Source organism: Burkholderia sp. Ac-20365 (assembly GCF_017104715.1).
Taxonomy (GTDB): domain Bacteria; phylum Pseudomonadota; class Gammaproteobacteria; order Burkholderiales; family Burkholderiaceae; genus Paraburkholderia.
Window position 1 is genome coordinate 32022 of record NZ_JAAGPI010000038.1, and the last position, 24985, is coordinate 57006.

Consider the following 24985-nt stretch of genomic DNA (forward strand, 5'->3'; position numbering starts at 1 on the left):
ATTTCGCAGGCCTTTTTGCATCGCAGCCGTTTTAGAGCGACACTGTTATTACGTGCATCCGTCAGCGCAACTGCACGAAAAATGCGGGAGGTTCTTCATGAATCGCAAACTCGGCTTGCTCATAGGCATCGCGATTGCCGGCTCAGTTGCTTCCGTCTCCAGCATGGCTGAACAGGCACAGCGCATCCGCATTCAGTCCGCTACTTACGGCGCGAATTGCGGCGCAGCAGCAGGCAATTCCACGCGTGACCTTGCAGAGCACTGCAACGACCGCGCGACCTGTCGCTATATCGTGAAAGCGCGGCTCGATGCAACGCAGCGTGCTTCGTGTCCACGCGATTTCACAGCAGCATGGTCATGCGATCACCGCGAGTTTCATCAAGCGATGTTGAGCGCCGAAGCAGGCAATGGCGGCACGCTTGTACTCACTTGCGTCCCTTCCAAAGGCGCGGGCAAATAATCACAGATCGAGCGTCAGGCTCCCAATCTGCCCGTCTTCGACGACGGGATGCGCCATGCAGATCAGCGTGCATCCGTCGGCGACTTCCGCCTCGATTTCTCCGTCGTAAGCGGTCTTCCCAGACAGTACTTTTGTCGAGCACGTGCCGCACATGCCCGAACGGCAGCTCGACTGCGCTTCGATGCCGTTCTTTTCGGCGAAGTCCAGCAGGTTGCCGTGCTTCGGCATCCAGTGGATCGTGCGTTGCGAGCGCGCAAACGTTACTTGCGCGCCGCCCGTTTCGACTTCGGCTTTTTCTTCGACGACAGCCTGCGTGGGCGTGCGCTTCACGCTGGCGGGCCCGAACGCTTCGAAACGGATGCGTTCGTCGGCGACGTTCAGCGCGCGCAGTCCTTCGTACAGGTCGCGCATGAACTGCTCGGGGCCGCACAGGTAGAAGTCGTAGTCGTCGAACGGCAACGAGCGCTTCAATGCCGCGATATCGACGCGCCCTTTTTCGATGCCATCAACAGGCTCGCTCAAAGCGCTATCGAACAGATGCATCGACACCGACGGATAACGCGCCGCCACCTCTTTCAGATGCGCGCTAAACGGGCGCTCGCGATCGTTGCGCGCGCCGTGAAAGAAAAACACACGCTTCGCATGAGCATCGTTTTTCGCGCGCGCATTCAGCTCATGATGCAGCATCGCGATCATCGGCGTCATGCCGATACCTGCCGAAATCAGCACGGCGGGCCGCGTGCTCTGCGTGTCGTAGACGAATGCGCCGCGCGGCGCCATCGCTTCGATTTCCATGCCTGCCTCGAGATGCTCGTGCAGCCAGTTCGACGCGACGCCTTCGCGCTTCACGCTGATCCGGTAATGACGCGGATCATGCACATCGGAGAGCGTATAAGTGCGCGTCAACGGCGCATCGCGTCCTTCCACGCGCACACGAATCGGCAGATATTGCCCCGGCTGATACGCGGGCAACGGCGAACCATCTGTCGACTCGAAATAGAACGAGCGCACAGAAGGCGTCTCCTGAACGACTTCCGCCACTTTCAGCTTGTGCCACGGCGACGCAGCCGCCGCCTTGCGCATCGCAGCCGCAAATTGCGGTGCGTATTCGACATCGGACCAGCGAAACGGCAGCACGCCCCTGCTGCGCCGCACTTCCTGCACATGAAAGCGCATCAGGCGCTCCGCGCCTTCGAACGTTGCAATCTCGGGGCCTTGCCAGATGATCTCGGCGCGCACGGCGAGGTACAGCAGATCGCCGCTGGCAAAATCGACGAACAACAAACCCGCGCGCGGATCGTGCAGCAGATTGCCGATCGTGTTGAAGAACTTGTTGCCGGTGAAATCGGGCGTGGTGAGCGTCGCGGCGTCGTCGATACGCACGAAGCCCGGCACGCCGCCGCGATGCGACACGTCGACGCCGCGTGCAAAGCCCGCTTCATCCGCCATGTTCGCGCTTGCGATGAAGAATGTGTCGGCGCGCGCGAGCAACGCGCGGTCCGCGTCGCTGAGGTAAGTCGAGATTTCTTGCGGCGAGGGCGCGCCGCCGTCCGTGCGGTCGACGAAAGTCGGCACGCGCCCCTGAATGTACTTCGCGCAGTTGCCGAAGCTCTGCGTCACTTCGAGCGTGACGGCATCGCCATCCACCGCTTTGACGACACCGTTGATCCGGTTGCGCCGCCGCGTATGCGGCTGGATGCCGAGCCCGCCGATCATCGCGCCCATCTGCCAGTTCGGGCCGAGCGGATCGCCGGGCAGTGCGCGGCTTTCGATACGCAGCGTATTCGCATCCGGCGACGACACGAAGCCCGGCAATCCCGTGCGGATCGTCGCCCACGGCTGACCGCTCCCATCGACACCGCCGAACACCATGAACGGCTGCTGCGCATAGAACTCGCGGTGCTGCTCCGGCATATAGCGGCGAATGCCGCGGCGCCCGGAAGAGTCCGCCTGACTGTCCACGCCTGCCAGCCGCTGCGCGGCGAGTTCGTCGGCGTGAAACGGCGAGGTTTCGAGACCCCAGCCGTTCAGAGGAATGAAATCGGACATCTCGGGCTCCTGCAGGCAAAACGTCAGCGTGATGCGTGAAAACGTGCTGCCCGGGTTACTCCGCGAGCAGCCCGGCCTTCGTGGACGGCATCGCAATGAAGCGCGGCAACGCTTCAACGCGGCGCAGCCACGCGCGAATGTTCGGATACGGCTCCAGCGACACGCCGCCTTCCGGCGCGTGCGCGATATACGTGTGCGCGGCAATATCGGCGATCGTCACGTGCTCGCCGGCGGCGAACGGCTTCGTGCCGAGTTCGCGCTCGATCACGTCGAACAGCTTTACCGCGATGCCCTTCGCCGTCTCATGATTCAGCGGTGCGCCGAACACGGTGACGAGCCGCGCCGAGCACGGACCGAAGGCGATCTGCCCCGCCGCCAGCGACAGCCAGCGCTGCACAGCCGCCGCGCCGAGCGGATCTTCCGGCAGCCACGACGCGTCGCCGTAGCGCGTGGCCAGATACACCAGAATCGCGTTCGAATCGAACAGCGTGATGTCGCCGTCCTGAATCGTCGGCACCTGGCCGAACGGGTTCAGCGCGAGATATTCCGGCTTGCGGTTGTCGCCCTCGCGCATGTTCAGTTCGATCACTTCGAACGGCAGGTCGAGCAAAGTCAGGAACAGCTTCACGCGATGGCCATGACCCGACAGCAGGGTCGTGTACAGGCGGATCGGCTGGGCGGGCTTGGCTGCGGGCATTCGGGACTCCAGGTTCGGTGATATTGGACAATAGGAGAGTAAAGCGCGCCGTCCGGCCGCAGAAGCCTGATAACCTTGAAAACACAATCATCTGAAAGTGGACAATCGACATGGCCGACGTGCGTGACGTGAACCTGAACCGGCTGGCCGTTTTCGTCGCCGTGGTCGAAGCGGGGTCGCTGACGGCAGCCGCGGCGCGGCTCGGGCTCGCGAAGACGATGGTCAGCACGCACATGCAGCGGCTCGAAGCGGAAGTGGGCGCGAGCCTGCTGGTGCGCACCACGCGGCGGCTGGGCGTCACCGAGGCGGGACGCGCGTTTTATGATGCCTGCGTGAAGATCCTGCGCGCAGCGGAGGAGGCGCTGGCCGACATCGGCGGCGAGGAAGCGCCGGTGCGCGGCACGCTGCGCGTGAGTTGCCCGATCGACTACGGCACGCTCGCCGTCGCACCCGTGCTGGTCGAACTGCGCCGCGCGCATCCGCGGCTCGATATCGAACTGCTGTGCAGCGATCATCTCGTCGATCTGATCGCGGACGGCATCGACGTCGCGATCCGGCTCGGCCGTCTGCCCGATTCGAACTATCGCGCGGTGACGCTGGGGCGTTTCGAGAAATGGGTTGTCGCGAGCCCGGCGTTCATCGAGACCTGGGGCGAGCCGAAAACGCCTGCCGATCTCTCCGCCATGCCTTTCGTCGCGCTGACGGTGCTGGCGCGGCCGCAAACGCTCGACTTGCGCCACATCGACGGGACGACGGAAAGCGTGCGCTGCGAGAACGCGTTCCTCGTGAACACGGCGGAAGCCGCACGCGCGGCCACGCTGGCGGGCGGCGGTCTGGGTCTGCTAACGGACTTCTCCGTCACTGGCGACGTCGCGGCGGGCCGCCTGGTGCGTCTGCTGCCCGACTGGTCGACGGAACCCGCCGGCATCCAGGCCGTGTTTCCGCCGACGCAACACACGCCGCCCAAAGTCCGTGCGCTGATCGATACGTTCAGGGCCTATCTCGCGCGCGACGCGTGAATATTGACGCGCGCAAAGCGCATCCGCTGCGCCGGTAGAATTGTCCGTTCGGGTTTCAGCCAATCGAGAAGCCGCCCCGCCGTGCCGTTGACATGGCGAAAGCCCCATTGAGCACGACCGGGGCGCCACCGATCCATACGAAAAATACGAAGCGAACATGAAGAACATCGACGACACGCAAGACATGCTCGGCGCCGCCTTCCTGCGCCACGACGATTCGAACGCCAGCATGCAGGCCGAAGGCGAACGGCTCGAACACGACACGGCCGTCTATCGCACGCTGCTCGAATCGACCAAAGCAATTCCGTGGAAGATCGACTGGGCGACGATGGCGTTCACCTACATCGGCCCGCAGATCGAGGCGCTGCTCGGCTGGGCGCCGTCGTCGTGGAAGACGGTCAACGACTGGGCCGAGCGCATGCATCCCGAAGACCGGCAGAAAGTGGTCGAGTTTTGCGTCGCGCAATCGCAGGCGGGCACCGATCACGAGGCGGACTATCGTGCGCTGACGAAGGACGGCGGCTATGTGTGGCTGCGCGACGTCGTGCACGTCGTGCGCACGCCGGAAGGCGGCGTCGATTCGCTGATCGGCTTCATGTTCGATATCAGCGAACGCAAGCGCACGGAAGAAAAGCTCGCGCGTCTGCAGAAGGAACTCGAAGACCTGTCGTTCAAGGACGGCCTGACGGGCGCGGGCAATCGCCGCATGTTCGACAACGTGATGCAGCGCGAGTGGGCGGCGAGTCAGGAAAGCGGCAAACCGCTGTCGTTGATCATGATCGACATCGACTTCTTCAAGGCCTACAACGATTACTACGGCCACATTCAGGGCGACGAGTGCCTGAAGCGCTTCGCTGGCGTGCTCGCGAAAGCCGCGCGCGAAAGCGATTTTCTGGGCCGCTTCGGCGGCGAGGAATTCGTGCTCGTGTTGCCGAACACGGATGCGGACACGGCAGTGAAGATGGCAGAGCGCTGCCGCGATCTGATCGATGCAGAAGCGATCCCGCATTTGCGCTCGCCGCATCAGCAACGCGTGACGGCGAGCTTCGGCGTCGGGACGATCGTTCCGAACGGCGGCATGGACACGACTGCGTTTATCAATCTGATCGACGCGCAGTTGTATCAGGCGAAGGACAACGGCCGCAATCGCATCGTTGCCGTCGATCGCGCGGGAATGGGCGGCGAAGCGTTTCGCACGCAGTCGCGGTAAGCGCGCAGAAGTCTGAGCGTCAAACCGTTTTCAGTACACGCGGCTTCGGCTCGGGCACAGGCACAGGAAAGCTGGTTAAGTCGCTTTTGCCCGCCACGATCGACAGATACCTCAGGCAGCACACGCGCAAAAACGACGCAAAATTGCTCGGCACTTCGCCGCGCAGCGCGATGAGTTCGTCGTAGAGCTTGACGGCGAATTGCGTGGTCGTCATGTTCTCGCGCGACGCGATTTCATGCAGCACGTCCCAGAAGAGATTCTCCAGGCGCACGGTCGTAATCACGCCATGGATGCGCAGCGAACGCGTGCGCGATTCGTACAGGATCGGGTCCGCGTTGACGTAGACGTTGCACATGGTGTGTCTCCATTGTTCGTATGAGTGCGGCGGCGGGCATCGCGCGCGCCTGCCGCACCCGGTTCATTCACACGCATCGATCAGATTGTGCGCCTGTTCATCTGGTTGGCGATGTAGTCGGCTTGACGGATCGCGAGCGTCACGATGGTCAAGGTCGGGTTTTCTGCCGCGCCCGTCGTGAACTGGCTGCCGTCCGAGATGAACAGGTTCGGCACGTCGTGCGTCTGGCCGAAACGGTTGCACACGCCGTCCTGCGGGCGCGCGCTCATGCGCGCGGTGCCGAGGTTGTGCGTCGACGGATACGGCGGCACGTTGTACACCGTCTTCGCGCCCGCGGCCTGATAGACAGCGGCGCCCTGCTTGAAGCCGTGATTGCGCATCGCTTCGTCGTTCGGGTGATCGTCGAAATGCACGTTGGGCACGGGCAGGCCGTACTGATCCTTCACGTCGTTATTCAGCGTGATGCGGTTGGTTTCGCGCGGCATGTCTTCACCGACGATCCACATGCCCGCCGTGTACGGATACGCGTCCATGGCAGCCGTGAAATCCGGACCCCACGCGCCGGGATTGAGGAAGGCTGCATAAAACGGCAACCCGAGCGACACCGTTTCCATGTGATAACCGCCCGCGAAACCGCGCGACGTATCGAAGCGTGCTTCGTCTTCGATGATGCCTGCCATCGTCGTGCCCTTGTACATGTCCACTTTCTCGTTGAACACGGCGTAGACGGAGCCTGTGGTGTGGCGCATGTAGTTGCGTCCGACCTGTCCCGACGAATTGGCAAGGCCATCCGGGAAGCGGCTCGAATGCGAATTCAGCAGCAGACGCGGCGTTTCGATCGCATTGCCTGCCACCGCGACGATGCGCGCCTTCTGCCGTTGCAGCTTGCCGTCGGCGTCGTAGTACACGACGGCGCTCGCCTTGCCCTTCGCATCGGTTTCGATCTTCACGACCTGCGCCTGCGTGCGCAATTCCATGTGGCCCGTGGCCTGCGCGCGCGGAATCTCCGTGTAGAGCGTCGACCATTTCGCGCCGGTGCGGCAGCCCTGGAAGCAGAAGCCGCGCTGGAAGCAATGCGCGCGGTCGTCGCGCACGATGCTGTTGGTCGCCATGTGGCCCGTGTTGCATTCCTTGTAGCCGACTTTGGTCGCGCCGTTGTACATCACCTTGAAGTTGTTGTTGCCGGGCAGGCCGGGCAAACCGTTGGTGCGGGTCACGCCCATTTTCTTTTCGGCGCGGTCGTACCACGGCGCCATTTCTTCGCTCGTCACGGGCCAGTCGAGCAGGTTTGCATCCTTGATCGTGCCGTAGTTCGTCTTGGCCTTGAACTCGTGCGCCTGGAAGCGCAGGCTCGCGCCCGCCCAGTGCGTCGTCGTGCCGCCGACGGTTTTGCAGATCCATGCCGGCAGACCCGGAAAGTCGGTCGCGACGCGCCACGTGCCCGACGTCGTGCGCTTGTCGAGCCACGACAGCATCGAGAACGAGCCCCATTCGTCGGTCGTGAAATCGCCTTGCGTATGCAGCTTGCCTGCTTCGAGCACGATCACGTCGATGCCCTTTTGCGCCAGCTCGTTTGCCAGCGTGCCGCCGCCCGCGCCGGAGCCGATGATGACCACGGCGCGCGCATCGTTGTGCGAGAAATGCACCTTGTTGTTGTCGTCCATGTCGGGTCTCCGGTTGCTCAGCTATCGGTGGGAATCGGGCCGCTCGCGTTGGCAGGCGGATTCGGCAGCCACGCGAGATCGTTGAAGCCCTTGTTCAGATAGCCGCCGTCGCCTTGCGCCGCGCCATAGCCGAAGTGCGCGTACGCCATGTCGTTGCTGTAGAGCGAGACGATGGCCGTCGTGCGCACGCTCGTGAAGAACGGCGTTTTTTCCATCGCGGCGACGTCGCGCGCCTGATCGGCGGGCGAGCGTTTGGTCCAGTCGGAGCCGTTGAGGGCGTCGAGCTGCTTCACACCGTCGACGAGTGTCTGTCGCGCGGCCGGATCTTTCTGCGCTTTCACATCGAGGTCCTTGACGACGAGCGCATAGACGGCATCGTCGAGCGTCTTGTGCGGGTACTGCTGTTTGACGAACGCGAGCAGCACGGCGCCCTGATGCGTATCGAGTGCCTGCATTTCGAGCGCCCAGACGCGGCTGGGCGCGAGCGTCGCGAGTATCGACGGGAACGCGAGCGTGCCGACCAGCACGCCCGTGCCCTTGAGCCACTCGCGCCGGCTGAGCGAACGCGGCGCGTGGGGTGCATGAGCATGGGCAGAGGGTGCGGCAGGCTCCGCTTCGATGGGAATCACTTTGTGACTCATGCCTGTCTCCTTGGGTTGTGTTGTGGGGCGCCGCGTCGTGCGCGGCTTTCTACTCGTTTTCTTTTCTATTGGTAGTGTCCGTGCCGTTCGAGCACTTCGACCTTGTAGCCGTCCGGGTCCTGAATGAAGAAGTAACGCGCGAGCAACGCGCCGTCGTCGTTCTTGAATTCGCGCACGTCGTTGGGCGTCATGCCGAGCTGGATGAGACGTTCGCGCTCGCCCTTGACGTCGTCGACGACGAACGCGACGTGACCGTAGCCGTCGCCATGCGAGTACGCGTCTTCGCGGCCCTTGTTCCAGGTAAGTTCGATCTCGTTGTCCGATTCCGCGTTGCGCAGATAGACGAGTGAGAAGTCGGGGAAATCGAGCCGATGTGAAGGCTCGAATCCGAACGCGTTCTGATAGAACTTCAGCGAGCGGTCGAGATCCTGCACGCGGATCATCGTGTGAATCAGCTTGGCCATGTCGTCCCTCCTCCGTTTGATGCTGAGTGTAGGAGGGCGATGTGCGCGGTGGTAATGCAGGGCTAAATGCGCTTAGGGACTTGCCCTATGCTGCGGATGCGTGCGTATGCAATGACATCGGATGATGTCGTCGAGTGAGATCGAGATGCGATGCACCGCTGCACCATAGAGTGCGGCGCAGCATGCACGTGGGCGTCGCGCCGCCGTCCGGCGTGCGATCCAGGGTAAGCGATAAGCCCGCGCGCCAGGCGCTACAACGCGTTCACTTCGCGCGGCGGGCTGATACCCGCAGCCGCGAGCGCCTCGTGCAGCGTGTCGAATACATTCGACGCACCCACCACCTGCGTGATGCGATGCCGGTCCATATCGGCGCGCAGATAGGGATTCACCCGGCCGAAGATGACAGCCAGCTTGCGCGCCTGCAGATCCTTGATCAGATCGCTCAGCGTGAGCGCGGCGGAGTAGTCGAGCGCGGTGATCGCACCTGCATCGATGACGAGCGTATGCAGATCGCCAGGCGCCGCATCGACGAGTTCGATCACTTCCGATGTGAAGACGTGATCATTGGCAAAGAACAGATCGGAGCCGAAGCGATACACGATAAGCCCCGGCGCCGTCATGATGCCGGGCTTCGCCGGCACCGGCTGCCATCGCCCGTTGGCGGGCGACGGCTCCATGACCATCGTATGCGGCCGATAGCTGTGCCGCACATGCCGCAGCAGCGACAACGCGACGGCCAGCAGAATGCCGTGTTCAACACCGACCATCACGACGGCGGCCGCCGTGATGAGCGCCAGCGTGAACTCGCCGGGACTTTCGGCGCGGATCGCCGCGAGGCTCGGCACGTTGACCAGACCAACCGCAATCGTGAAAACGATACCGGCGAGCACGCAGTGCGGCAGGTATTGCAGATACGAACTCAGAAACAGCAGCACCACCACGACCACAACCGCGAACGCAACTTGCCCGATCTGACTGCGCGTGCCCGCGCGTTCGGCCATCGCCGTCTGCGTCGGGCTGCCGTTGACGACGAACGTGCCGCTGAACGCAGCCGCCGCATTGGCCGCCGCCAGACCGAGAATGTCGGCGTTGGTGTCCACCTCTTCGTGATACTGCTGCGCGAACACGCGGGCTGCGGCCGCGCTTTGCGCAATGATCATTACAAAGCACGACGCCGCCACCGGGACGAGATCGAGGAACTGTTGCCACGTGACGGCGGGAAACGACATCGGCGGAAGACCGCCGCTGATCGGGCCAAGTATCGTGATGCCGTGCGCGGCGAAATCGAATGACTTGCTTGCCGCGATGCTGCCTATCACGGCGACAAGCGGAATCGGCACGCGCGGCAAGAAGCGCTTGCCGATGAAAATCGCGCCGACCACCAGCGCCGTGAGTGCGAGCGTCGGCAGATGCGCATGCACGGCATGAACGATCACGTAGCCCAGTTGCGCGAGACTGCGCGACGACGGATACGGCACGGTCATGCCGAACATATCGCCGAGCATCGCAATCGACACCTGCACGCCCACTCCCGTCAGAAAACCGACCAGCACCGTGCGCGAGAGGAAATCGGCGAGAAAGCCGAGCTTGAAGATGCGGGCAAGCAGCAGCAACGCCGCCGTCAGCAGCGCGACCATGCCCGCCAGCGCGACGTACTCTGCGCTGCCCATCGGCGCGATCGTCGAAGCGCGGCTCGCGAAGATCGTCGCGGTGGCCGAGTCGGCGGCGACGACGAGATGTCGCGACGCGCCGAAGAACGCAAACGCGATCAGCGGCAGAAAGACCGTGTAAAGCCCCGTCACGGCAGGCATGCCCGCGATGCGCGCATAGCCGAGCACCTGCGGGATATCCATCGATGCCAGCGAAACGCCGGAAAAGACATCGCGCAACGCCGTTGCGCGATTGATCGGCAGGATGCCTTTCAGAAGGCTCAGTCGCGCGGGTTTGTCCTTTGTGTTTTGCATGCTCAGGTGCGTTGAAGTGCCATCTACGCATCCTGCCCTGAATCTTTGCGCCATGGCAAGGCGCAACGCACTTCGCTCCGTACTGGAAATCATATGCCGATCTGTACCGGTACTGTACCGGGATCCGACATTACACTGGCGTAACCCTCGAATCTTTCAGCGGAGCCGTCCATGACCCTCGAAACCCTGAGCGCCAGCGCCCTGCCCGCCGGCATCCTGTTCGCGCTCGTCACCACCATCACGCCCGGTCCCAACAACACGATGCTGCTCGCATCGGGCGTCAACTTCGGCTTTCGCCGCACGCTGCCGCATATTCTCGGTATCAGCGCGGGCGTTGCGCTGCTGATGCTGTCGGTGGGTTTCGGGCTGGGCGAAGCGTTCCGCCGCTTCGAGGTGCTTTACACGGTGCTCGAAGTGTTGAGCGTCGTGTATCTGCTGTATCTCGCGTGGAAAATCGGCACGTCGGGCGAAATGCAGGTGAAAAAAGGCGAGCGCCGTCCGATGCGCTTTCATGAAGCCATTGCGTTCCAGTGGGTCAATCCGAAGGCCTGGATGATGGTGCTCACGGCCGCGACGACCATTCATCTGAGCGCCGACTTCGGCATCAACGCGCTGCTGATGGCGCTCGTGTTCTACGTCATCGGCTTGCCGTGCATCTGCCTGTGGGCCGCGTTCGGCACCGCGATGCGCCGCGCGCTGTCGAACCCCGTATGGCTGCGCACCTTCAACATCGCAATGGCGCTGATGCTCGTCGCGACGCTGTACCCGATCGTGCTGCGCCTGTTTGCCTGACACGCACACAGTCTGGAAATTTTTCTCGCGCGGCGCGTTTTTCAACGCGCCGCCGCACGCTTCAAACGTGCGTTTTCCGCCACGGCCCGTCTTGCGTTTTGACAGTAGAATAGCCAACACATAACCCTGTCCTCGCAAGCGGGCTCCGCGCTGTCTCCGCTGGCACGATCGCTGGCGTTGAGCACTTTCCGGGCTCACTAATTGCTGCGAAACCACGGTTATCCCCGAGCACATTTCACTGTGCGCGTCCACCGCGCGCCAGTCCCGCCATTGACAGACGCAGACCGCAAGGGTCGGAGGCGTTGCAAACATGGACGCACAGGATTCGCCGGACCGCCAGCGCGGCCCCAGGCAGCAGCAATACGACAGCGCGTTTCTGACCGATAGCGACGATCAGCAGGCACGACATTACAACTGGGTGCAGATTTGCCTGATCTCCGCGATGGGCCTTGCCGTCGGCGTGATGGGCACGGCCGCTTATGTGATCTGGTTCAGCCGCGATCAGGTCGCGTACGCCGAGGCCGTCGAATCGGCTCGCCGCCCGCTGCCTGGCGCAGCGACCAGCGCCGACCTGATCATTCCCAGCCACGCCGCCGTACCGACCAGCTCGGTATCGGGCCGCGTGATACCGGCGCCGCCAACGCAAAAAACCGCTCCAGCCGGCACCGATACGCTTGCAGCGGCATCGGCCGACGACACAGACGCAGACGCGGATTCCGATACGCTTGACCCGCAACAAGCCGCGCGCGCCGCGCCCGGGCCGAACTCCGCCGCCGCCCGCACCGATCGCGGCAAGCAGACGGGAAGCAATGCGCGCCACGCGCAGCGGGCCAAACCGAAAGAAACATTCGTGTCGCGGCTGACCGCGATGTTCCGCAAGGTCGGCTATCACCGTCGCACCCGAGATCCCGGCAACAATCCCGACCCGTATTCCCATCCCTAGCCCGCTGGCGTGAAGCGAACCGTCACGCCAATCCGTCCATTCAGCCCGCGATGGCGCCCGCAGCCGGTCGCGGTCGGCGCGCTGGCGCTCGCCTGTCTCGTCGTCGGGCTGCTCTATGTCGCCGTGCAGGTCAAGGCGCTGTTCTCCGATCACTTTCAGCAGCAGTACGCATCGCTCGTGCTGGAGGCCGTCGGGCGGGCCGAGAATGCGCTCGGCGTCGCGAGCCTGCTGAAGCGCATCGCGCCTTCGAGTGGCACGGACGCGCGCTATCAGCAGGCGCTCGACGAACTGGACGCGCGCGTCACCGAACTCGACGCGCTGATCGGCTCGAGCCCCGTTCCCGCGCCGCGCCTGCCGCAAGCCAACGCGACGGCAAAAAGCCTCGACGAACTGAAGCAGTCGCTCGCGGCCACGGCGGACTATTGGCGCGCGCGGCGCGACGCCATCAGCACCGACGTGCGGCGGCGAACGCTGCGCGTCGCGAGCGTGCTGGCCGTGCTGACCGTCGTGGTGACGGGCGCGCTATTCGCCGCGCTCATCGTGTTCGCGCGGCGTCACCGGCGTCTCGCGGGTCTCACGCATCAGTTCCGCCATGCCGCGCAGCATGACGCGATGACGGGCCTGCCGAACCGCCAGCAACTGCTCGCGCGACTCGACCGCATCGCAGCCGAGCGCGTGCCCGGCAACTGCGCCGTGCTGTATATCGATCTCGACGGCTTCAAGCAGGTCAACGACACGATGGGTCACGCCGTCGGCGACGAATTCCTGATCGCGCTCGCGCAGCGCTTTCGTCAGTCGTTACGTCCCGGCGATCTGCTCGCGCGCATGGGTGGCGACGAATTCGCCGCGCTCGTCTCGGGCTTCGGCAACGACATGGAACTGATGAGCATCGCCACACGGCTGATGAACTGCGTCGGCGACACCGACACGCACATGGGTCTCGGCTTCGTGCGCGCGAGCGTCGGGATCGCGACGTATCCCGATCGCGTCGCCGATCACCGGCTGCTCGTCGCCGCCGCCGACGGCGCGATGTACGAAGTCAAGCGCCACGGCAAGAACGGCTACGCGTTCGCCATCCCTCCAATGCCGCCTGCATAAATCGCCGCTGAAAACCGCTTCCATCGAGTCGAATCTGACGCACCGCGGCAGCGAAAGCAGCACGTCTCTTCTGTTTCAAACGAATCTGCGAATCTCAATCAACTTCCGCCCGGCGCTGCCGTTATATGGGTTCAGCAAGGTGACGGCAGCAAGCGGCCGTCTTTCATGAACGGTCGAGTTGAAGTGCCTCAAGCGTCAGCCATCAGCCAGTGAAAAACACCGCGTCCGCAACGAGGTCGCAGATGAGCCGACTTCGCAGATTCATCGTGCATTTGCAGCCGCGCGGCCCCGGCAGTGCGCCGCATCGCGCGTTCATTCTGCTGCCCGCGCTGACCGTGCTGATCCTCGCCGTCTTGTGGATCACCATCCTGATGCGGCTGCGAGTCGAAAAAGAGGCCGTGCTGCATGACGCGCGCGTGGCCGCGCGCACGGTCGCAAGCGCGCTCGACACCCACACGCTGAAAACGATTCACGACGTCGATACGATCGCGCTCGTCGTCAAATACGGCATCGAAAACTCGCCCGATACGTTCGACCTCAAGAAGTACCAGGCGTACGGCCTCATCACCGCGGATACAGCACTGCAAGTGACGATAGCGGGCCCGGACGGCCACGTTATCGCATCGACGATTCCGTTTTCCGGTTCGATCGATCTCAGCGACCGCAAGCACTTCCGCGTGCATCGCGAGCGCGCCGATGTCGGGCTCTTTCTCAGCGAGCCGCTGATCGGCCGCATCTCGCGGCAATGGTCGATTCAGGCGACGCGCCGCATCAACCGTCCAGACGGTAGTTTCGGCGGCGTGGTGATCGTGTCGGAGAATCCGGCGTGGCTCACCGACGGCTTCTACACGAGCGCCGCGCTCGGCGAGCACGGCATGATCGCGGTGCTGTCGGGGCGCGGCTTCATGCTGTCGCGCCGCGCAGGCGACGCGCCCAGCCGCACGGGCGATACCTTGCCGACCGGCTACATCGATCCGCGCCACAGCGACGAGACGTTCGCCGATCCGATCGACCATGTGGAGCGCATCGTCGCGAGCCGCGAGGTGAACCGCTACGGCCTGACGGTGATGGCGGGTCTGTCGCTTGCTGAAACGCTCGACGATTACTACCGGATGCGCCGCGTCTACGTGACGATGGCGAGCGTGATTTCAGCAATCCTCGTCGGCCTGTCGACGTGGATTGCCGCGCTGATCCAGAAGCTGCTGAAGGGCCGCGAGCAGTTGCACCGGCTCGCGCACACCGACCGTCTGACGGGTCTGTCCAATCGCGGCTACATCATGGATCTGCTCGAGGAAGCCGTCGCCGCGCCGGATGCCGCGGGGCGCGTGGCCGTGATCTTCGTCGACCTGGACCGTTTCAAGGAACTCAACGATACGTTCGGCCACCATCTGGGCGACACGATCCTTGCTGAAGTCGGGCGGCGCCTGAAAGAAGTGGCGCCGGACCGCGCGCAGGTCGGGCGGCTCGGCGGCGACGAGTTTCTGGTCGTGATCGGGGACGACGCGGCGTCGGCGGCCGTCGTCGCGGGCGCGATCACGGCGGCGCTGGAAGTGCCCGTCAGCGTGCACGGCAATGCGTACCGCGTGTGCGCGAGCCTCGGCATCGCGGTGCTGCAGCCGGGCGAACGCGCGGCGGATCTGGTGAAAGCGGCCGACCTGGTGATGTATGACGCGAAGGAACGCGGGCGTGCACATCGCGCGCCGGCTGGCAAAAAAGCGCTGGTCGCGTGAGACGAACACACACGCGGAATAAAAACGACAACGCATTCGGCCCACAGTTTGATCGTGGCGCAACGAGTGCGCTAAAAACAGGGAGAGCGGCTCAAGCTTTTCAGCTTGCTGTCGTTAGCGAAGTGTATGGAAAAGAAACTCGCACAACGCATCGTCAGTTCCGCGCATCGCGCGGCCGAAGCGATCGCCAATGCACGCACGGATCTGCCCGAATTGCAACGGGATCAGATGTACAGCCGCATTTTCATCGGGCTGCTGGAAGACAATGTCGGCGCGGAAAACATCTCCGAACTGATCGACGCGCTCGCGAAGCCCTGATCATCCCCGCCCGATCCGTTCGATGAAGCGCCACAACGCATCGTCGGTCGAATGCGGGACGTTGAAGCGAAACCATGCGCTCGGCGCATCGTCGGGCAGGAAATAAGAGCCGGGCGCGAGCCAGATACCGTCGGAAAGCGCCGCCGTCGCAATCTCGCCCGCACGTTCCGGCTCGACGGGCAAGCGGGCCAGCAGGAACAGCCCGGCGCGCGGCCGGTAAAACGCTTCGAGCCCGAGCGCATCCAGCCGCTCCTCGACGACGGCATGCGCGGCGCGCAGCCTGTCGTTCACGATCTCGACGTGGCGCGCGTAGCGCCCCTCATGCAGCACCTTGTCGACGATCCGCTCGATCGCCTCCGACGACGTCAGCCCCACCGCCATCTTCGTGCGCGCCAGTTCGCGCAGCACGTCGCGCTCGGCGACTACATAGCCGCAGCGCAGCGCGGGCGTCACCGTCTTCGAAAAACCGCTGATGTACAGCACGCGGCGCAGGCCTTCCATCGCCGCGAACATCGGCGCGCCGGGCGAGCCGAGTTCGCGGCTCACGTCGTCCTCGATCACCCACATGCGGCTGCGCTCGGCGATCTGCAGCAGCCGGTACGCGCACGCCATGCCGTACGTCGCGCCCGTCGGGTTCTGCAGCGTCGTGTTGACGAAGATCGCCTTCGGATGATGCGTGTCGACGATCTGCTCGAACGCATCCGTGTCGATGCCCGCCGGCGTACGCGGCACGCCGATCACGTTCAGCCCGGCAAGCTTGAGAATCTGCAGCAGATTGCAGTAGCCCGGATCTTCGACGACGACGGTATCGCCCGCGCGCAGCAGCGTGCGCACGATCAGATCGAGCGCCTGGGTCGCGCCTTGCGTCAGCAGCACGTTCGACACCTCGACGGGCAGCCCGCGCCGGTCCATCTGCTCGGCGATTTTCGCGCGCAGCGGCGCAAAACCGTACGGATGCCCATAGTCGCCCAGACGCACGGCGGGCACGCGGCTCATCGCGCGAAACGCGTGCTGCAAGCCCGTTTCGTTGATCCATTCGTTCGGCAGCCAGCCGCAGCCCGCCTTGATCGGTACGGAGTGATCGGCGAATACGTCGGACAACAGCCAGTTCGCGGTGAGGCTGGGCGGCTGCCAGTCGACGGTGTGCGCATGCGTGGCCCCCGCGCGCGACGCGACGCGATAGCCGGAACCGCGCCGTGCCGTCACGAGTCCCATCGACACGAGCCGGCTGTACGCCTCCGTCACCGTAAAGGTGCTCAGCGAATGTGACTGTGCAAGCTGGCGCACCGACGGCAGCAGCGCGCCCGCGCGCAGCGCATGGCTGTCGATCGCATGCGCGAAGCCTTGCACCACCTGCTCGACGAGCGTCGGCGCGGCGCGGCGGTCACGATCCAGTTCGAGTTCTATCATCCTGATTCATCCAGCGGGGCGGCAAAGGCAGCGTAGCAATCAGCACAAACCAGCACAGTTCAAGCGATTCGACCAACACAGTTAGCAGCGCAGTGAGTGAACTGTTTATGTCCGCCATTTAACCTCGGACGCTACAGTTTCGCTACCTATTCGAGGAGAGACCCATGACTTCGCGCCCCGTGATCGACGACCTGTCGAACTTCTGGATGCCGTTCACCGCCAACCGTCAGTTCAAGGCTGCGCCGCGCCTGCTGGAATCGGCCAAAGGCATGTACTACCGCTCGACCGACGGTCGCGACGTGCTCGACGCATGCGCGGGCCTGTGGTGCGTGAACGCGGGTCACGGCCGTGACGAGATCGTCGCCGCCGTCCAGAAGCAGGCCGCGACGCTCGATTTCGCGCCGACCTTCCAGATGGGCCACCCGCTCGCGTTCGAAGCGGCGTCGAAAGTCGCGGAACTGATGCCCGAAGGGCTCGACCGCGTGTTCTTCACGAATTCCGGCTCCGAATCCGTCGACACCGCGTTGAAGATCGCGCTCGCCTACCACCGCGCGCGCGGCGAAGGCCAGCGCACGCGCCTGATCGGCCGTGAGCGCGGCTATCACGGCGTGGGCTTCGGCGGCATTTCGGTTGGCGGCATTGCGCCGAACCGCAAGACGTTCTCGGGCGCGCTGCTGCCGTCCATCGATCACCTGCCGCACACGCACAACCTCGAACACAACGCGTTCTCGAAGGGCCAGCCGGCCTGGGGCGCGCATCTCGCCGAGGAACTGGAGCGCATCGTCGCGCTGCACGATGCGTCGACGATCGCCGCCGTGATCGTCGAGCCGGTTGCCGGTTCGACGGGCGTACTGATCCCGCCGCAAGGCTACCTGCAGAAGCTGCGCGATATCTGCACGAAGCACGGCATCCTGCTGATTTTCGACGAAGTGATCACGGGCTTCGGCCGCCTCGGCGCGGCGACCGCCAGCGAGTATTTCGGCGTGAAGCCCGATCTGCTGACGATGGCCAAGGCGATCAACAACGCATCGGTGCCGATGGGTGCCGTCGCGGCGAGCCGCACGGTGCACGACACGATCGTCAACGCCGGCGCGCAAGGCGCAATCGAGCTGTTCCATGGCTATACGTACTCGGCGCACCCGCTCGCGGCCGCCGCGTGCGTCGCGACGCTTGATCTGTACCGCAGCGAAGGCCTGTTCGAGCGCGCGGCTGCGATGGCGCCGAAGTTCGAAGCCGCCGCTCACGCGCTGCGCGATGCGAAGCATGTGAAGGACGTCCGCAACCTCGGCATGGTGGCGGGTATCGAACTCGAATCTCGCGACGGCGCGCCGGGCGCGCGTGCGTACGAGGCGTTCGTCAAGTGCTTCGAAGCGGGCGTGCTGATCCGCTTCACGGGCGATATCCTCGCGTTCTCGCCGCCGCTGATCATCGACGAAGCGCAGATCGATCAGGTCTTCCAGACGGTGCGCAACGCACTGGCTTCGATTCAGTAAGTTCTGTTTGATGCACCGCTGCGCCCGCAGCGGTGCTCCCCGCCAGTCTTCAATGATGCGCACGCGCGGTCCGCGTGTGCGCAGCCTTCTTCACGGCAGTTCACCGCCCGCCCCATCCGCTATCCCGCTTCGACACGGCTTCGGCCACGCGCGAGCGCTTCTCCATCGATTCGCACTGCGTTGCAGTAACGCTGCACGCGGATCCGAAGTGCAACGAAAGGTGCGCGATACACCGATAGCGTCTATGGTTTACGTCAAAGACCGGTGATCGAACCGTCAGGAGACGCCTTATGAATACGCAGACAGTCAGAGCGGGCGCACATATAGAAGGCATTCACTGGGTCGCGGAGTACGCGGAAACGATGCACGAGATCCGCATTTTCCGCGAAGGCCAGGAAGTGGACGTGCACAATGCGCCGTCTACGCTTTTCGGCGACGAAGAGAACGCCGGTTCGAAAAGCTGCGCGGACCATCGCGCGGCGGAAGCGGCCGTGCTCGCGTATCTGCGTCATTTCGTGGCCGAGCACGACGCAGAAGAGTGATGACCCGCGCGGCCTGAAAAGTAAAAGGCCAGCCGTACGGCTGGCCTTTGGCATGCGTCCGTTACAGCGAAATCAGTCTGCGGGACGCAGTTTCTTCACTTCGGCGTCGGACGGCTGCACGCTCGCGCCATCGATATAACGATACGACGTCATCACGCCCTTGCCGTCCTTGAGCGCCGTCACGCCGACGAACGCGCCCATCGTGGACTGGTTGTCCTGCGGGCGATAGGTGATCGGCCCGAACGGCGTATCGACATTCAAGCCCTTGAACGCGGCCGCGAGCTTGTCGGGATCGGTCGAACCTGCCTTTTTGATGCCATTCGCGATCGACATCAGCGCCGCATAGCCGACCACCGAGCCGAGGCGCGGATAGTCGTGATACTTCGCTTCGTAGTCGGCGACGAACTTCTTGTTGGCGGGGGTATCGACGGAATACCACGGATAGCCCGTCACGATCCAGCCGACAGGCGCTTCTGCGCCGAGCGTGTCGAGATAATCGGGCTCGCCGGTCAGCAGCGAGACGACGCTGCGGTCCTTGAAGAGGCCGCGCGTATTGCCCTCACGCACGAACTTGCCGAGGTCCGCGCTGAACAGCACGTTGAAGATGGCGTCGGGTTTCGCGTCGGCGAGTGCCTGCACGGTCGAGCCGGCGTCGAGGTTGCCGAGCGGCGTGGCCTGTTCGGTGACGAACTCGACGTCGGGCTGCGCGGCCTTCAGCAGCTTCTTGAAGGTCGCGGCTGCCGACTGGCCGTATTCATAGTTCGGATAGACGAGCGCCCAGCGTTTCTTGTGCAGCTTCGCGGCTTCGGGGACGAGCATCGCGACCTGCATGTAGGTGGACGGACGCAGACGGTACGTGTACTTGTTGCCATCGGCCCAGACGATCTTGTCGGTGAGCGGTTCGGCGGCGAGGAAGAACATGCGCTTCTGCTTCGCGAAGTCGGTCAGCGCGAGACCTGTGTTAGACAGATAGCCGCCGAATAGCAGTTGCACCTGCTCGCGCGCGATCAGTTCTTGCGCGACGCGGATTGTGTCGCCGGGGTTAGCGTTGTCGTCACGCGAGACGACTTCGAGTTTTTTGCCTAGCACGCCGCCGGCTGCGTTGACCTGATCGAGTGCGAGGTTCCAGCCGTTTTTGTACGGCATGAGGAATGCCGGTTGCGCTTTGTAGCTGTTGATTTCGCCGATTTTTATGGTTTGTTGCGCGGATGCGCTGTTTGCTGTTAGCGATAGTGTCGCTGTGACAGCCAGTGAAGCCGCTATGCGGAAAGTCCATGCTGCGCGCGAGGTCATGCGTTGCTCCCTTTGTTCTCGGTTTGCTGGCGCTGACCGCGCCGCGTGAAGTGTGCATCGTAACGGTTCTGGGTTTTTTTGTGTCTTGGTTTGGTTTGGTTTTCGCTGGTGTGTTTTTCCTGGGTTTGCGCAGGTGTGTTTTTCCTGGGTTTGCGCTGGCATCCGCGGTTTGGCTTGCCCGCTTCACGCGTCGCCCCTGTGCGGGGCGGCACTTACTTTCTTTGCCGCCGCAAAGAAAGTAAGCAAAGAAAGCGGGCTAACACCGCCCGTTCTAGTTCTTGCCTGAGGGCCCCCAGCAGTTCCTCCGCTTCACACGGCGTTCTGCCATTCAATGCCCGTTGCCAACGCTCCGAATAGGCGCCTCACCCGCGTCAATCACCCGTAGCGCAACCAGCGGCAGCGAATGGTTAATGCCGCCCAGGTGGCAAACTGTGTGTCGGTCGTAGTGCTTCACACGTCGGCGCTCTTACGACACCGATCGTGCTTTTCTGTCCGGAGTGAAACGTGTATGGCGCGAAAGCCGACACACAGTTTGCCGCTATAGAACGTGTGAGATTTGATCGCGTGTGTGGCGACGCGGGAGTGTGAAGTGGGTGAGGCGCTCAATAAGAGCGTAGGCAACGGGCAGTGAAAGGCAGAGCGCCGTTTGAAGCGGAGGACCCGTTGGGGGCCCTCAGGCATGAACAAGTGCTGGCGGTGTTCAGCGGCTTTCTTTTGCCTACTTTTCTTTGCCGCGGCAAAGAAAAGTAGGTGCCGCCCCGCACAGGGGCGACGCGTGAAGCAGGCAAGACAAAACGCGGATGCCAGCGAAAACAAAAGCAAACCACAACAGCGTCGCAAGACAAGCCAACGCACGTGCCACACAGGGACAACACTAGCAAACCAATAACATCACGCGGATGCCAGCAAAAACCAACCCCAAACTCAACCCCTACCCCATCAAACCCCCAAATACGTACGCCGCAGCGCCTCATCCCCAACAAGCTCAGCCATCGCGCCATCAAACCTTATCTGCCCTTTCTCAAGCACATAAGCCCGATCACAAACAAGCTCAGCGAAATGCACATTCTGCTCGGAGAGCAAAATCGCCAACCCTTCCCGCTTGAGCTCAAGAATCATATTTGCCATCTGCTCGACGATCACCGGCGCAACACCCTCAGAAGGCTCGTCGAGCAAGACAAGATATGGATTCCCCATCAACGTCCGCGACACCGTCAGCATCTGCTGCTCGCCGCCGCTCATCTGCCCGCCCATTCGCTTCGGCATCTCGCCGAGATTCGGAAACAGCTTGAAGAGTTTTTCGGGCGTCCAGGAAGGCGCGCCTTCACGTACCGGCTGACGCCCGGTATCGAGATTCTCCAGCACCGTAAGCCCAGTGAACACACGACGATCCTCGGGCACGTAACCCAGCCCCATCCGCGCAATCCGATGCGGCTGCAACGCGGAAATATCGACGCCGTTGAAATGAAGCACACCCTCACGGCGCGGCATCAATCCCATGATCGACTTCATCGTCGTCGATTTGCCCGCGCCGCTGCGACCCATCAACGCAACGACTTCGCCACGCCCGACTTCAAGGCTCACGTCGAAGAGAATTTGCGCGCGGCCATAGAACGCATTCAAGCCGTCAATCTTCAGCAACGGTGCGTTCATGCGCGCGGCTCCGTTTGTGTCGCGCCGTCGTCGCGCGAAAGTGCCGCGCGCGGCTGGAACGTCTTGCCCGTGCCGAAGTAGACAGCCTGTACGTTGGCGTCGGCGCGTATCGCGTCGGCGTCGCCCTGCGCGATCAGCTTGCCGCGCGCAAGCACGATGATGCGATCCGCACTGGAAAACACGACGTCCATGCTGTGCTCCGTAAACAACACGCCGATGTTGCGTTCAAGCGAAAGACGCCTCGTCAACGCCATCAACTCGGTACGCTCCTTCGGCGCCATGCCCGCCGTCGGCTCATCCATCAGCAACAGCTTCGGGCGGTTGGCAAGCGCAATCGCCATTTCGACGCGCTTCACATCGCCATACGCAAGCACACTGCACGCGCGCTGCGCATGCGTGGCCATGCCGACCTGTTCGAGTAGCGCAAGCGCTTCGTCTGCGAAGTGGGATGCTGCCCGCTTCCACAAACCGTATAGACGCTTTTCGCGCGACACGAGCGCCATCTGCACGTTTTCGAGCACCGTCATCGAGTTAAAGGTCGCCGCGACCTGAAACGTGCGGCCGACGCCGCGCCGCCAGATATCGCGCGGACGCATGCCGACCAGTTCGTGTCCGTCGAGCATCACCGAGCCATGCGTCGGACGCAGTTGTCCATTGAGGATGTTGAAGCATGTCGATTTGCCCGCGCCGTTCGGGCCGATCAATGCAAGCAGTTCGCCGGGTTTTACGTCGAAAGAAACATCGTCGACGGCTTTCACGCCGCCAAACGACATCGACAGATTCGATACACGCAGAAGGCTCATCGACCGGCCTCCGTGGCGTCTCTATCGTTACGCTCGAAACGCTCGCGCACGAAGCCAACGATCCCCTGCGGAAACGCAATCACGAGCAGCAGGATCGCGATGCCGAGCAGCGCCTGCCAGTAGTCGGTCTGTCGCGCGACTGTGTCCTGCAACCACGTGAACAGCGCCGCGCCCGCAACAGGGCCCGTCAACGTCTGGATGCCGCCGAGCAGCACCATCACGAGACCATCGACGGAACGGCTCACGCTGATCACTTCCGGCGAAATCGTGCCTTTGGAAAAGGCATATAGCGAGCCGGCAAGACCGCAGAACAGCGACGCGATCACGAACGCAGCCCACTGCACGCGTTTCGTGTCGATGCCGATGGCTTCCGCGCGCAACGCCGAATCGCGCGACGCGCGCATCGCGTATCCAAGTGGCGAAAACAGTATGCGACGCAGCAGCCACACGCCAAGCACTGCGAACGCGAGCGTCAGATAGTAGTAGGCAACGGACGACGACAACCAGTTCGACGGCCACAACCCGAGAATGCCGTTACTGCCGCCTGTCACATCGTCCCATTGATACACGACCGACCAGACGATCTGCGCGAACGCAAGCGTGAGCATCGCGAGATACACGCCGGAAAGGCGCACGCAAAACCAGCCGAATACCAGCGCGCCAAGCACCGCGAGCAGCGGGCCGAGCACGAGCGCGGCTTCCATCGGCAGATCGAGCACTTTCAGGAAGAGTGCCGCGCCATACGCGCCGAGGCCGAAGTACGCGGCATGACCGAACGAATGCATGCCGCCCGGTCCCATGATGAAGTGCAGGCTCGCAGCGAACAGCACGGCGATCAGGATTTCGACGAGCAGCACGGGCACGTACGGAAACGCGCCCGCTGCGAGCGGCGCGAGGACAAGCCCGGCTAGCACGCACGCAGCGAGCCATTTGAGGCGCTTTCCCGCGAGCTGTAATGGCATGTCGGCGGGCGCGGATGCGCGAACAGTCGATGTCGGCCGCCCCAGCAATCCCCATGGCCGCACCACGAGCACGATGGCCATCACGACAAACTCTGCGACGAGCGTGAAGCGGCTCAACGAAAGGTCGATGCCGAACAGCGACACGTGTCCGATACCGATGCACAGCGCCTTGATCTCCGCGATCAGCAGCGCGGCGACGAAGGCGCCCGGAATCGAACCCATCCCGCCGACCACGACGACGACGAATGCATTGCCGATCGTTTCCAGATCGAGCGAGAGATTCGCCGACATGCGCGGCCCTTGAAGCGCGCCGCCCAGCCCTGCGAGAAACGCGCCGACGAAGAACACGCCCGTGAACAGCCATGCCTGATTGATGCCGAGCGCGCCGAGCATCTCGCGGTCCTGCGTGGCTGCGCGCACGAGCGTGCCCCAGCGTGTGTGTGTAAGCGCGTACCAAAGCGCGAGCAGCACGAGCGGTCCGATTGCGATCAGCGCGATGTCCCATGTGGGCAACTGATGGCCGAGCAGCCCGACTGCACCGGACAGATGCGGTGCGCGCGGACCGAAAAGGTCCTGCGGTCCCCAGATTGCGAGCGCGGCGTCGCGGAAGATCAGGACGAGCGCGAATGTCGCGAGCAGATGGAAGAGTTCGGGGGCTTTGTAGATGCGCCTCAGCACGATGAACTCGACCAGTGCGCCGAGTATGCCGATTACGAGGGCTGAGGCCAGCATCGACAGCCAGAAACCCATCACGCTGCTTGTGCCGAAGCGGCTCGCGATGCTGTAGGCGACGTAGATGCCCAGCATGTAGAACGAGCCGTGCGCGAAATTGACGATGCGTGTCACGCCGAAGATCAGCGACAGTCCCGCTGCTACCAGGAAGAGCGCCGAGGCGTCGGCGAGGCCGTTGATCAGCTGGACTAGCAGGTTGGAAAGCATAGGTCTTTGCCTGCCGGCGGGGTTGGATTTGGTTTGTGATGGGCGACAGGTATACCCGAATTGTTTTGTTTTTGCAGGGGTTTTTTGCGCGTCCGCGGGGGCGGCATTTGGTTTGGCTTGTCTTGCGACGCTGGGGTGGTTTGCTTTTGCTTTCGCTGGCATCCGCGTTTTGTTATTGGTGCTTCAGGCGTTGCCCCTGTGCGGGGCGGCACTTACTTTCTTTGCCGCCGCAAAGAAAGTAAGCAAAGAAAGCGGGCTAACACCGCCCGCTCTTGACCTCCGCCTGAGGGCCCCCAACGGGTCCTCCGCTTCACACGGCGTTCTGCCATTCAGTGCCCGTTGCCAACGCTTTAAATAGGCGCCTCACCCACTTCACTCACCCGTAGCGCAGCTAGCGGCAGCGAATGGCTGCGGCCGCCCAGGTGGCAAACTGTGTGTAGGGCGTAGTGGTTCAGACGTCAGCGCTCTTACGACACCGATCGTGCT

Annotated in this window: 22 protein-coding genes; 10 read left to right on the plus strand and 12 right to left on the minus strand. The window is 63.1% G+C overall.

Going from position 1 to position 24985, the window contains the following annotated elements; translation table 11 throughout:
• The first annotated feature begins 97 nt into the window (after positions 1 to 97).
• Positions 98 to 460, plus strand: coding sequence for a hypothetical protein (locus G3O01_RS36955; RefSeq protein WP_205811956.1), 363 nt, complete (start codon positions 98 to 100; stop codon positions 458 to 460).
• Here G3O01_RS36955 and G3O01_RS36960 read toward each other — a convergent pair whose 3' ends face one another.
• Complete coding sequence (locus tag G3O01_RS36960) at positions 461 to 2509, minus strand: pyridoxamine 5'-phosphate oxidase family protein (RefSeq protein ID WP_205811957.1); 2049 nt, start codon at positions 2507 to 2509, stop codon at positions 461 to 463.
• A 55-nt stretch (positions 2510 to 2564) separates the two neighbouring features.
• Positions 2565 to 3206 carry a glutathione S-transferase gene (locus G3O01_RS36965; RefSeq protein WP_205811958.1) on the minus strand — a complete coding sequence of 214 codons (642 nt, stop codon included), beginning with the start codon at positions 3204 to 3206 and terminating at the stop codon, positions 2565 to 2567.
• Between the two features lie 110 nt (positions 3207 to 3316).
• Between G3O01_RS36965 and G3O01_RS36970 the strand changes: the two genes are divergently transcribed.
• Together G3O01_RS36970 and G3O01_RS36975 are read left to right on the plus strand one after the other, a co-directional pair.
• Positions 3317 to 4225 carry a LysR family transcriptional regulator gene (locus G3O01_RS36970; protein WP_205811959.1) on the plus strand — a complete coding sequence of 303 codons (909 nt, stop codon included), beginning with the start codon at positions 3317 to 3319 and terminating at the stop codon, positions 4223 to 4225.
• Positions 4226 to 4382: 157 nt separating this feature from the next.
• Positions 4383 to 5435 (plus strand): sensor domain-containing diguanylate cyclase, encoded by a 1053-nt coding sequence (locus G3O01_RS36975; RefSeq protein ID WP_205811960.1) that lies wholly within the window; start codon positions 4383 to 4385, stop codon positions 5433 to 5435.
• A 19-nt stretch (positions 5436 to 5454) separates the two neighbouring features.
• Here G3O01_RS36975 and G3O01_RS36980 read toward each other — a convergent pair whose 3' ends face one another.
• From G3O01_RS36980 to G3O01_RS37000, 5 genes are all read right to left on the minus strand, one after another.
• A complete protein-coding gene (locus G3O01_RS36980) occupies positions 5455 to 5790 on the minus strand; it encodes a ribbon-helix-helix domain-containing protein (RefSeq protein WP_205811961.1) in 336 nt (111 codons plus the stop codon).
• An 80-nt stretch (positions 5791 to 5870) separates the two neighbouring features.
• A complete protein-coding gene (locus G3O01_RS36985) occupies positions 5871 to 7454 on the minus strand; it encodes a GMC family oxidoreductase (protein WP_205811962.1) in 1584 nt (527 codons plus the stop codon).
• A 17-nt stretch (positions 7455 to 7471) separates the two neighbouring features.
• Positions 7472 to 8095 carry a tat (twin-arginine translocation) pathway signal sequence gene (locus G3O01_RS36990; RefSeq protein ID WP_205811963.1) on the minus strand — a complete coding sequence of 208 codons (624 nt, stop codon included), beginning with the start codon at positions 8093 to 8095 and terminating at the stop codon, positions 7472 to 7474.
• Between the two features lie 65 nt (positions 8096 to 8160).
• Complete coding sequence (locus tag G3O01_RS36995) at positions 8161 to 8559, minus strand: VOC family protein (RefSeq protein WP_205811964.1); 399 nt, start codon at positions 8557 to 8559, stop codon at positions 8161 to 8163.
• 251 nt (positions 8560 to 8810) lie between these two features.
• Positions 8811 to 10523: a SulP family inorganic anion transporter gene (locus G3O01_RS37000; protein WP_205811965.1), complete on the minus strand. Its 1713-nt coding sequence runs from the start codon at positions 10521 to 10523 to the stop codon at positions 8811 to 8813.
• 171 nt (positions 10524 to 10694) lie between these two features.
• Between G3O01_RS37000 and G3O01_RS37005 the strand changes: the two genes are divergently transcribed.
• The 5 genes from G3O01_RS37005 (at position 10695) to G3O01_RS37025 (ending at position 15404) form a co-directional block, all read left to right on the plus strand.
• Positions 10695 to 11315, plus strand: a complete 621-nt coding sequence (locus G3O01_RS37005; RefSeq protein ID WP_205811966.1) for a LysE family translocator — start codon at positions 10695 to 10697, stop codon at positions 11313 to 11315.
• Between the two features lie 310 nt (positions 11316 to 11625).
• A complete protein-coding gene (locus tag G3O01_RS37010; protein ID WP_205811967.1) occupies positions 11626 to 12258 on the plus strand; it encodes a hypothetical protein in 633 nt (210 codons plus the stop codon).
• A 9-nt stretch (positions 12259 to 12267) separates the two neighbouring features.
• Complete coding sequence (locus G3O01_RS37015; RefSeq protein ID WP_205811968.1) at positions 12268 to 13356, plus strand: GGDEF domain-containing protein; 1089 nt, start codon at positions 12268 to 12270, stop codon at positions 13354 to 13356.
• A gap of 242 nt (positions 13357 to 13598) precedes the next feature.
• Positions 13599 to 15086, plus strand: a complete 1488-nt coding sequence (locus G3O01_RS37020) for a diguanylate cyclase (protein WP_205811969.1) — start codon at positions 13599 to 13601, stop codon at positions 15084 to 15086.
• Positions 15087 to 15212: 126 nt separating this feature from the next.
• On the plus strand, positions 15213 to 15404 hold the full coding sequence (locus G3O01_RS37025) for a hypothetical protein (RefSeq protein ID WP_205811970.1): 192 nt from the start codon (positions 15213 to 15215) through the stop codon (positions 15402 to 15404).
• Here the strand turns inward: G3O01_RS37025 and G3O01_RS37030 are convergent, their stop codons facing one another.
• Positions 15405 to 16814 carry a PLP-dependent aminotransferase family protein gene (locus G3O01_RS37030; protein ID WP_205811971.1) on the minus strand — a complete coding sequence of 470 codons (1410 nt, stop codon included), beginning with the start codon at positions 16812 to 16814 and terminating at the stop codon, positions 15405 to 15407. It abuts the gene before it with no gap.
• Positions 16815 to 16978: 164 nt separating this feature from the next.
• Between G3O01_RS37030 and G3O01_RS37035 the strand changes: the two genes are divergently transcribed.
• Positions 16979 to 18307, plus strand: a complete 1329-nt coding sequence (locus G3O01_RS37035; RefSeq protein WP_205811972.1) for an aspartate aminotransferase family protein — start codon at positions 16979 to 16981, stop codon at positions 18305 to 18307.
• Between the two features lie 290 nt (positions 18308 to 18597).
• Positions 18598 to 18849, plus strand: a complete 252-nt coding sequence (locus tag G3O01_RS37040; RefSeq protein WP_007748721.1) for a hypothetical protein — start codon at positions 18598 to 18600, stop codon at positions 18847 to 18849.
• Positions 18850 to 18921: 72 nt separating this feature from the next.
• Here G3O01_RS37040 and G3O01_RS37045 read toward each other — a convergent pair whose 3' ends face one another.
• From G3O01_RS37045 to G3O01_RS37060, 4 genes are all read right to left on the minus strand, one after another.
• Complete coding sequence (locus G3O01_RS37045; protein ID WP_205811973.1) at positions 18922 to 20142, minus strand: ABC transporter substrate-binding protein; 1221 nt, start codon at positions 20140 to 20142, stop codon at positions 18922 to 18924.
• Between the two features lie 939 nt (positions 20143 to 21081).
• Entirely contained in the window at positions 21082 to 21795 is a 714-nt protein-coding gene (locus G3O01_RS37050) for an ABC transporter ATP-binding protein (RefSeq protein WP_205811974.1), read from the minus strand.
• Positions 21792 to 22598 carry an ABC transporter ATP-binding protein gene (locus G3O01_RS37055; protein WP_205811975.1) on the minus strand — a complete coding sequence of 269 codons (807 nt, stop codon included), beginning with the start codon at positions 22596 to 22598 and terminating at the stop codon, positions 21792 to 21794. The genes G3O01_RS37050 and G3O01_RS37055 overlap by 4 nt, the downstream gene beginning before the upstream one ends.
• The gene (locus tag G3O01_RS37060; protein WP_205811976.1) at positions 22595 to 24499 is read right to left on the minus strand and encodes an ABC transporter permease; all 1905 of its coding nucleotides are present in this window, start codon (positions 24497 to 24499) and stop codon (positions 22595 to 22597) included. Before G3O01_RS37060 ends, G3O01_RS37055 begins: the two co-directional genes overlap by 4 nt.
• Positions 24500 to 24985 lie beyond the last annotated feature (486 nt).

Excerpts from the sequence above, each read along its gene's own strand:
- G3O01_RS36955 (WP_205811956.1), top strand. The coding sequence starts at position 98 with ATGAATCGCAAACTCGGCTTGCTCATAGGCATCGCGATTGCCGGCTCA.
- G3O01_RS36960 (WP_205811957.1), bottom strand. The coding sequence starts at position 2,509 with ATGTCCGATTTCATTCCTCTGAACGGCTGGGGTCTCGAAACCTCGCCG.
- G3O01_RS36965 (WP_205811958.1), bottom strand. The coding sequence starts at position 3,206 with ATGCCCGCAGCCAAGCCCGCCCAGCCGATCCGCCTGTACACGACCCTG.
- G3O01_RS36970 (WP_205811959.1), top strand. The coding sequence starts at position 3,317 with ATGGCCGACGTGCGTGACGTGAACCTGAACCGGCTGGCCGTTTTCGTC.
- G3O01_RS36975 (WP_205811960.1), top strand. The coding sequence starts at position 4,383 with ATGAAGAACATCGACGACACGCAAGACATGCTCGGCGCCGCCTTCCTG.
- G3O01_RS36980 (WP_205811961.1), bottom strand. The coding sequence starts at position 5,790 with ATGTGCAACGTCTACGTCAACGCGGACCCGATCCTGTACGAATCGCGC.
- G3O01_RS36985 (WP_205811962.1), bottom strand. The coding sequence starts at position 7,454 with ATGGACGACAACAACAAGGTGCATTTCTCGCACAACGATGCGCGCGCC.
- G3O01_RS36990 (WP_205811963.1), bottom strand. The coding sequence starts at position 8,095 with ATGAGTCACAAAGTGATTCCCATCGAAGCGGAGCCTGCCGCACCCTCT.
- G3O01_RS36995 (WP_205811964.1), bottom strand. The coding sequence starts at position 8,559 with ATGGCCAAGCTGATTCACACGATGATCCGCGTGCAGGATCTCGACCGC.
- G3O01_RS37000 (WP_205811965.1), bottom strand. The coding sequence starts at position 10,523 with ATGCAAAACACAAAGGACAAACCCGCGCGACTGAGCCTTCTGAAAGGC.
- G3O01_RS37005 (WP_205811966.1), top strand. The coding sequence starts at position 10,695 with ATGACCCTCGAAACCCTGAGCGCCAGCGCCCTGCCCGCCGGCATCCTG.
- G3O01_RS37010 (WP_205811967.1), top strand. The coding sequence starts at position 11,626 with ATGGACGCACAGGATTCGCCGGACCGCCAGCGCGGCCCCAGGCAGCAG.
- G3O01_RS37020 (WP_205811969.1), top strand. The coding sequence starts at position 13,599 with ATGAGCCGACTTCGCAGATTCATCGTGCATTTGCAGCCGCGCGGCCCC.
- G3O01_RS37025 (WP_205811970.1), top strand. The coding sequence starts at position 15,213 with ATGGAAAAGAAACTCGCACAACGCATCGTCAGTTCCGCGCATCGCGCG.
- G3O01_RS37030 (WP_205811971.1), bottom strand. The coding sequence starts at position 16,814 with ATGATAGAACTCGAACTGGATCGTGACCGCCGCGCCGCGCCGACGCTC.
- G3O01_RS37035 (WP_205811972.1), top strand. The coding sequence starts at position 16,979 with ATGACTTCGCGCCCCGTGATCGACGACCTGTCGAACTTCTGGATGCCG.
- G3O01_RS37040 (WP_007748721.1), top strand. The coding sequence starts at position 18,598 with ATGAATACGCAGACAGTCAGAGCGGGCGCACATATAGAAGGCATTCAC.
- G3O01_RS37045 (WP_205811973.1), bottom strand. The coding sequence starts at position 20,142 with ATGACCTCGCGCGCAGCATGGACTTTCCGCATAGCGGCTTCACTGGCT.
- G3O01_RS37050 (WP_205811974.1), bottom strand. The coding sequence starts at position 21,795 with ATGAACGCACCGTTGCTGAAGATTGACGGCTTGAATGCGTTCTATGGC.
- G3O01_RS37055 (WP_205811975.1), bottom strand. The coding sequence starts at position 22,598 with ATGAGCCTTCTGCGTGTATCGAATCTGTCGATGTCGTTTGGCGGCGTG.
- G3O01_RS37060 (WP_205811976.1), bottom strand. The coding sequence starts at position 24,499 with ATGCTTTCCAACCTGCTAGTCCAGCTGATCAACGGCCTCGCCGACGCC.